Raw genomic sequence first — 4317 nt, forward strand, 5'->3', positions numbered from 1 at the left:
CGCCGCCGCCAAGGCCGCTCCGGCCGCCAAGGCTGCCGCGCCTGCCGCTGAAGCCGGAGAAGTTGCCGGCGCCGTGAAGGCCGTTGACGGCGAGGACGCTCCCGCCGGCTACACCATCAAGGGCAACCAGTCCAAGAAGTACCACGTCCCGGGCTCCACCTGGTACGAGAACACCACTCCCGTGTACTGGTTCGAGTCCGTGGAGGCCGCCAAGGCTGCCGGTTTCGAGCCCGCCGGCGGCGAGGCCCGCCAGAAGGTTGCCGAATAAGCACCGGATGCATCAACGCTTATGGGGCGACGTTATAGTCGCTGTATGAGCACTACCGGGCGCCCGCAAGCCGTCATGTCCAACCCCCGAGCTGATCGGGTCAGGGATGTGGCAAAGCTTGCCGGGCGCTCGGTGCGTTTAAAGCGCCGCCAATTCCTGGCCGAAGGCCCGCAGGCTGTCCGCGAGGCCCTGTCCGCCCACCGCGCGCATCTTGGCGCCGGCAACAGCGGCATCGTGGCCGAGGTCTTCGCCACCGAAGCCTGCCTGGACCGCTCGCCTGAACTGGCCGACCTTGCCGACGGCGTGCCGCTGCGGCTGGCCACCGATGCGGTTCTGGCCGCAATGGCAGACACCGTCAACCCGCAGGGGATCGTGGCCGTCTGCCACTACCTGGACCGGCCGCTGAACGAGGTCCTGCAAAGCAAACCCCTGCTGCTGGCGGTCATGGTCCGGGTGCAGGACCCGGGCAACGCCGGCACCATCCTGCGGGCGGCCGATTCAGCCGGCGCCGATGCCGTGATCCTGACCAACTCCAGCGTGGATATCTACAACCCCAAGGCCGTGCGTTCCACGGCCGGATCGATCTTCCACCTGCCGGTGGTGAACGGTCACGATTTCGGTGACGTGGCGGCCGCCGTGCGCGCCGCCGGCGCGACCATGCTGGCAGCCGACGGCTACGGCACCATCGATCTGGACGACCTGCAGGACCGCAGTGCGCTGGCCCGGCTGGGAGAAGATCCCGCAGCCGGGGACGAGGGCGCGGCCGGCCTTCCGGATCTGGCGGCGCCTACCGCCTGGCTCTTCGGCAACGAAGCCCAAGGTTTGTCGTCGGAAGAGCTGGCTGCCGCGGACCACCGGGTCGCCGTGCCGGTTTACGGCCAGGCCGAAAGCTTGAACGTGGGCACGGCGGCCACCGTCTGCCTGTACGCCTCCGCGAGGTCCCAGCGTCGACGCGGGCCTGCAGGGTAGCTGTTAATCCGGCCGGCCCGCCGCACGATCCCCCTCAGGCGAGGCTGCGCCGTTTCTCGAGCGCCCCGCTGAGAGCGGCGATGACCAGCCCCAAGGACGCCAGCCCGGCGCCTACCAGCGCCGGCGCGGCATATCCCCAGCCCCAGGAGATCACGAGGCCGCCCAGGAAAGCACCGAGGGCATTGGCCATGTTCAACGCCGAATGGTTCAGCGACGCGGCCAGGGTCTGGGCGTTGGGGGAGGCGTCCATCAGGCGCGTCTGCAGGGCCGGGATCAGGCTCGATCCTGCGGCCCCGAGGAGGAACACGAGGGGAATTGCCAGGGCGGCAATGGATGAGGCCGCCCAGAAGAACACCAGGATCACGATAATCGCCGTCATCACCTGGTAGATGGTCCCCATCACGGAGCGGTCCGCCAACCTGCCGCCGATGAAGGTGCCGACGACCATGCCCAGCCCGTAGAGGCCGACAATCAGCGGCAGGGCGGCCGGGGCCAGGCCTGTCACTTCGGTCATGGTCGGGCTGATGTAGGAATACACCGCGAAGAATCCGCCGAAGCCGACCACGCCGATCAACAGCGCCAACCAGACCTGGATCCGTTTCAGGGCGCCGAGTTCCCGACGGATGCCGGCCTCCGCGTGCGCGGGGGTGAAGGGGACCAGACGCTGCAGCATCAGTATCGTCACCGCGCCGACGATGCCCACGGCCACGAACATCAGCCGCCAGCCGTACTGCTGGCCCAGCCAGGTCACCAACGGTACGCCGACGACGTTGGCCACGGAGAGCCCGAGCATGACCATGGCGACCGCCTGCGCGCGGCGGGTCGGCGAGACCAGCGAGGCGGCCAGGACGGCTGCCACGCCGAAGTAGGCGCCGTGCGGCAGGCCGGAAATGAACCGGGTGGCCAGCATGGTGGCGTAGTCGGGCGCGAACACCGACGAGAGGTTCCCGAGCGTGAACAGGACCATCAGCCCCAGGACCATGTGCTTGTGCGGAAGCTTGGCTCCGAGGGCTGCGAGCAGCGGCGCGCCGACCACCACGCCCAGGGCATAGGCGGAAATCAAGTGCCCGCTCTCCGGGATGGAGACGTCCAGGCCGGCCGCCACATTCTGCAGCAGGCCCATGATGGCAAATTCCGTGGTGCCGATGCCGAAGCCGCCCATGGCCAAGGCGACGATGGCCCACGCCGTCCGGCGGTTTTCGGACTGCCTCCGTGCGGTGACGAGTGTGGGGGTATTCATGATCGGCTTTCGGTCGGACGGACAACTGGGCGCCGGCGCAGCCTGCATGCCATGGCCTACGGCACGGGCGGCAGTTGCTGGCACCGGCAGTCACTGTACGGCAACGCGACGGCGCGGGATCCCATTCCGGACCCGTGTGGCCTGTGGTCTGCGGCATAGTCCGGGCCGTGGGAGCCGGGCCGGACCTGCACCGTAGACTGAACCGCGTGCAAACGAGCCTGAAACAGATTGTCGGCGCAGCCATCCTGGACGCCCGCGACGCCCCGAGCAGATTACTGGCCGCCCGGCGCACCGCCCCGGAGGCGCTGGCCGGTCTGTGGGAGTTCCCCGGCGGCAAAGTGGAGCCGGGGGAGAGCTGCGAAGACGCGCTGCGCCGCGAAATCCGCGAAGAACTCGGGGTCGGAATAGAGCTGGGAGTCGAAGTCTCCGGTCCGCTCCCGCAGGGGTGGCCGCTGAATGAGGCCGCGGCCATGCGCGTATGGTGTGCCTACATCACCGACGGGCTGCCGAAGCCGCTGCAAGACCACGACGAATTGCGCTGGGTCCGGCTGGAGGCGGCAGAAGCCACGGCCCTGCCGTGGATCCCCGCCGATTTTCCGATCCTCGAGGCTGTGCTGACCGCTGCCGGCCACACCGCCAGCCGTCCCGCGTAACGGCTCCCGCCCCGAAGCCCCGCGGAGGCCGCGGCCCTGCCGGCCACTTAGAACAACGTCGCCTGTCCCGCTGCGGCCGGGGTGCAGGACAGTGCTGCCGGACTTTCCGCCGGTGGCCGCATGGGCACGTTGCGCAGCCGGGCAGCGTTTTCCAATCCGTGCCGGCGCTTGGCTGCCCGGACCCGGTCCGCCAGCCAAACCCGATAGTCCTTGGCGGCATACGTGCCGCCGTCGTAGAGGCGGCGGTACTTGCCCAAAAGTTGCGGGTATTCCTTGGCCAGCCATTGCAGATACCATTCCCTGGCGCCGGGACGAAGGTGCAGCGCGCCCGCCGTCATGCTGGTGGCACCGGCTGCCGCAACGGCCGCGCAGAGCCCGTCGAGCGCCTCCTCCGAGTCCGTCAGCCAGGGCAGGATCGGCATGGCCATCACCGAACACGGCAGGCCGGCGTCGCTAAGCCTGGCGATCAGCTCGAGCCGGGCCTTCGGAGTCGGTGTTCCCGGCTCCACCCGGCGGGCCAGTCCGGCGTCGGTCATGGCGAGCGAGATCCCCATGCCGACCTCGACGTCCCCGGCCGCCGCACGCAGCAGCGGCACGTCACGGGCCAGCAAGGTGCCCTTGGTCAGGATCGAAAACGGGGTTCCTGACCCGGCCAGGGCCTTGATGATCGCCGGCATCAGCTTGTAGCGGCCCTCGGCCCGCTGGTAAGGATCGGTGTTGGTGCCCATGGCCACGTGTTCGCGCTTCCACGACGGCTTGGCAAGCTCACGGCGGAGGACCTCGCCCACGTTCACCTTGACCACCAACTGGCTGTCAAAATCCAGCCCGGTGTCCAAATCGAGGTAGCTGTGCGTCTTGCGGGCGAAGCAATACACGCACGCATGGCTGCAGCCACGGTAGGGGTTGATGGTCCATTCGAACGGCATCCGCGAGCCGGCGCCCACGCGGTTCAGCGCCGACTTGGCCATGACCTCATGGAAGGTGATGCCGGCGAAACCGGGGGTCTGGACGCTCCGGACGAGTCCGGACAACGGGAGCAGTGCGCCTGGTTCCGCTTGCTGGGTGGACCACCTCATGCTTTAAGTAGAACACATCTTCGAACTGCGCGACAGGGTCGGAGGGGAGTTCCGCGGGAAAGCTAGCCGGCCGCCCGCACGGGCCGCGAGCCGCGCCGCCCAGACCCGCGC

At 68.7% G+C, this 4317-nt stretch carries 5 protein-coding genes; 3 read left to right on the forward strand and 2 right to left on the reverse strand.

All coding sequences use genetic code 11. The features are described from left to right. Positions 1–268, forward strand: a 268-nt coding sequence (locus tag AC5RV2_RS15160) for a sunset domain-containing protein (RefSeq protein ID WP_494093020.1), incomplete at its 5' end; no start/stop codon positions are given. A gap of 45 nt (positions 269–313) precedes the next feature. Next, entirely contained in the window at positions 314–1237 is a 924-nt protein-coding gene (locus AC5RV2_RS15165) for a TrmH family RNA methyltransferase (RefSeq protein ID WP_494093021.1), read from the forward strand. 34 nt (positions 1238–1271) lie between these two features. Here the strand turns inward: AC5RV2_RS15165 and AC5RV2_RS15170 are convergent, their stop codons facing one another. Next, on the reverse strand, positions 1272–2477 hold the full coding sequence (locus AC5RV2_RS15170; protein WP_494093022.1) for an MFS transporter: 1206 nt from the start codon (positions 2475–2477) through the stop codon (positions 1272–1274). A gap of 206 nt (positions 2478–2683) precedes the next feature. Here AC5RV2_RS15170 and AC5RV2_RS15175 point away from each other — a divergent pair, with 206 nt between their 5' ends. Continuing rightward, a complete protein-coding gene (locus tag AC5RV2_RS15175) occupies positions 2684–3130 on the forward strand; it encodes a (deoxy)nucleoside triphosphate pyrophosphohydrolase (RefSeq protein ID WP_494093023.1) in 447 nt (148 codons plus the stop codon). 47 nt (positions 3131–3177) lie between these two features. Here the strand turns inward: AC5RV2_RS15175 and AC5RV2_RS15180 are convergent, their stop codons facing one another. After that, positions 3178–4206 carry an Rv2578c family radical SAM protein gene (locus tag AC5RV2_RS15180; protein ID WP_494093024.1) on the reverse strand — a complete coding sequence of 343 codons (1029 nt, stop codon included), beginning with the start codon at positions 4204–4206 and terminating at the stop codon, positions 3178–3180. Positions 4207–4317 lie beyond the last annotated feature (111 nt).

This window comes from Arthrobacter sp. Y3225116 (genome assembly GCF_059091245.1).

Coding starts and splice junctions, on each gene's coding strand:
- AC5RV2_RS15165 (WP_494093021.1), top strand. CDS start 314: ATGAGCACTACCGGGCGCCCGCAAGCCGTCATGTCCAACCCCCGAGCT.
- AC5RV2_RS15170 (WP_494093022.1), bottom strand. CDS start 2,477: ATGAATACCCCCACACTCGTCACCGCACGGAGGCAGTCCGAAAACCGC.
- AC5RV2_RS15180 (WP_494093024.1), bottom strand. CDS start 4,206: ATGAGGTGGTCCACCCAGCAAGCGGAACCAGGCGCACTGCTCCCGTTG.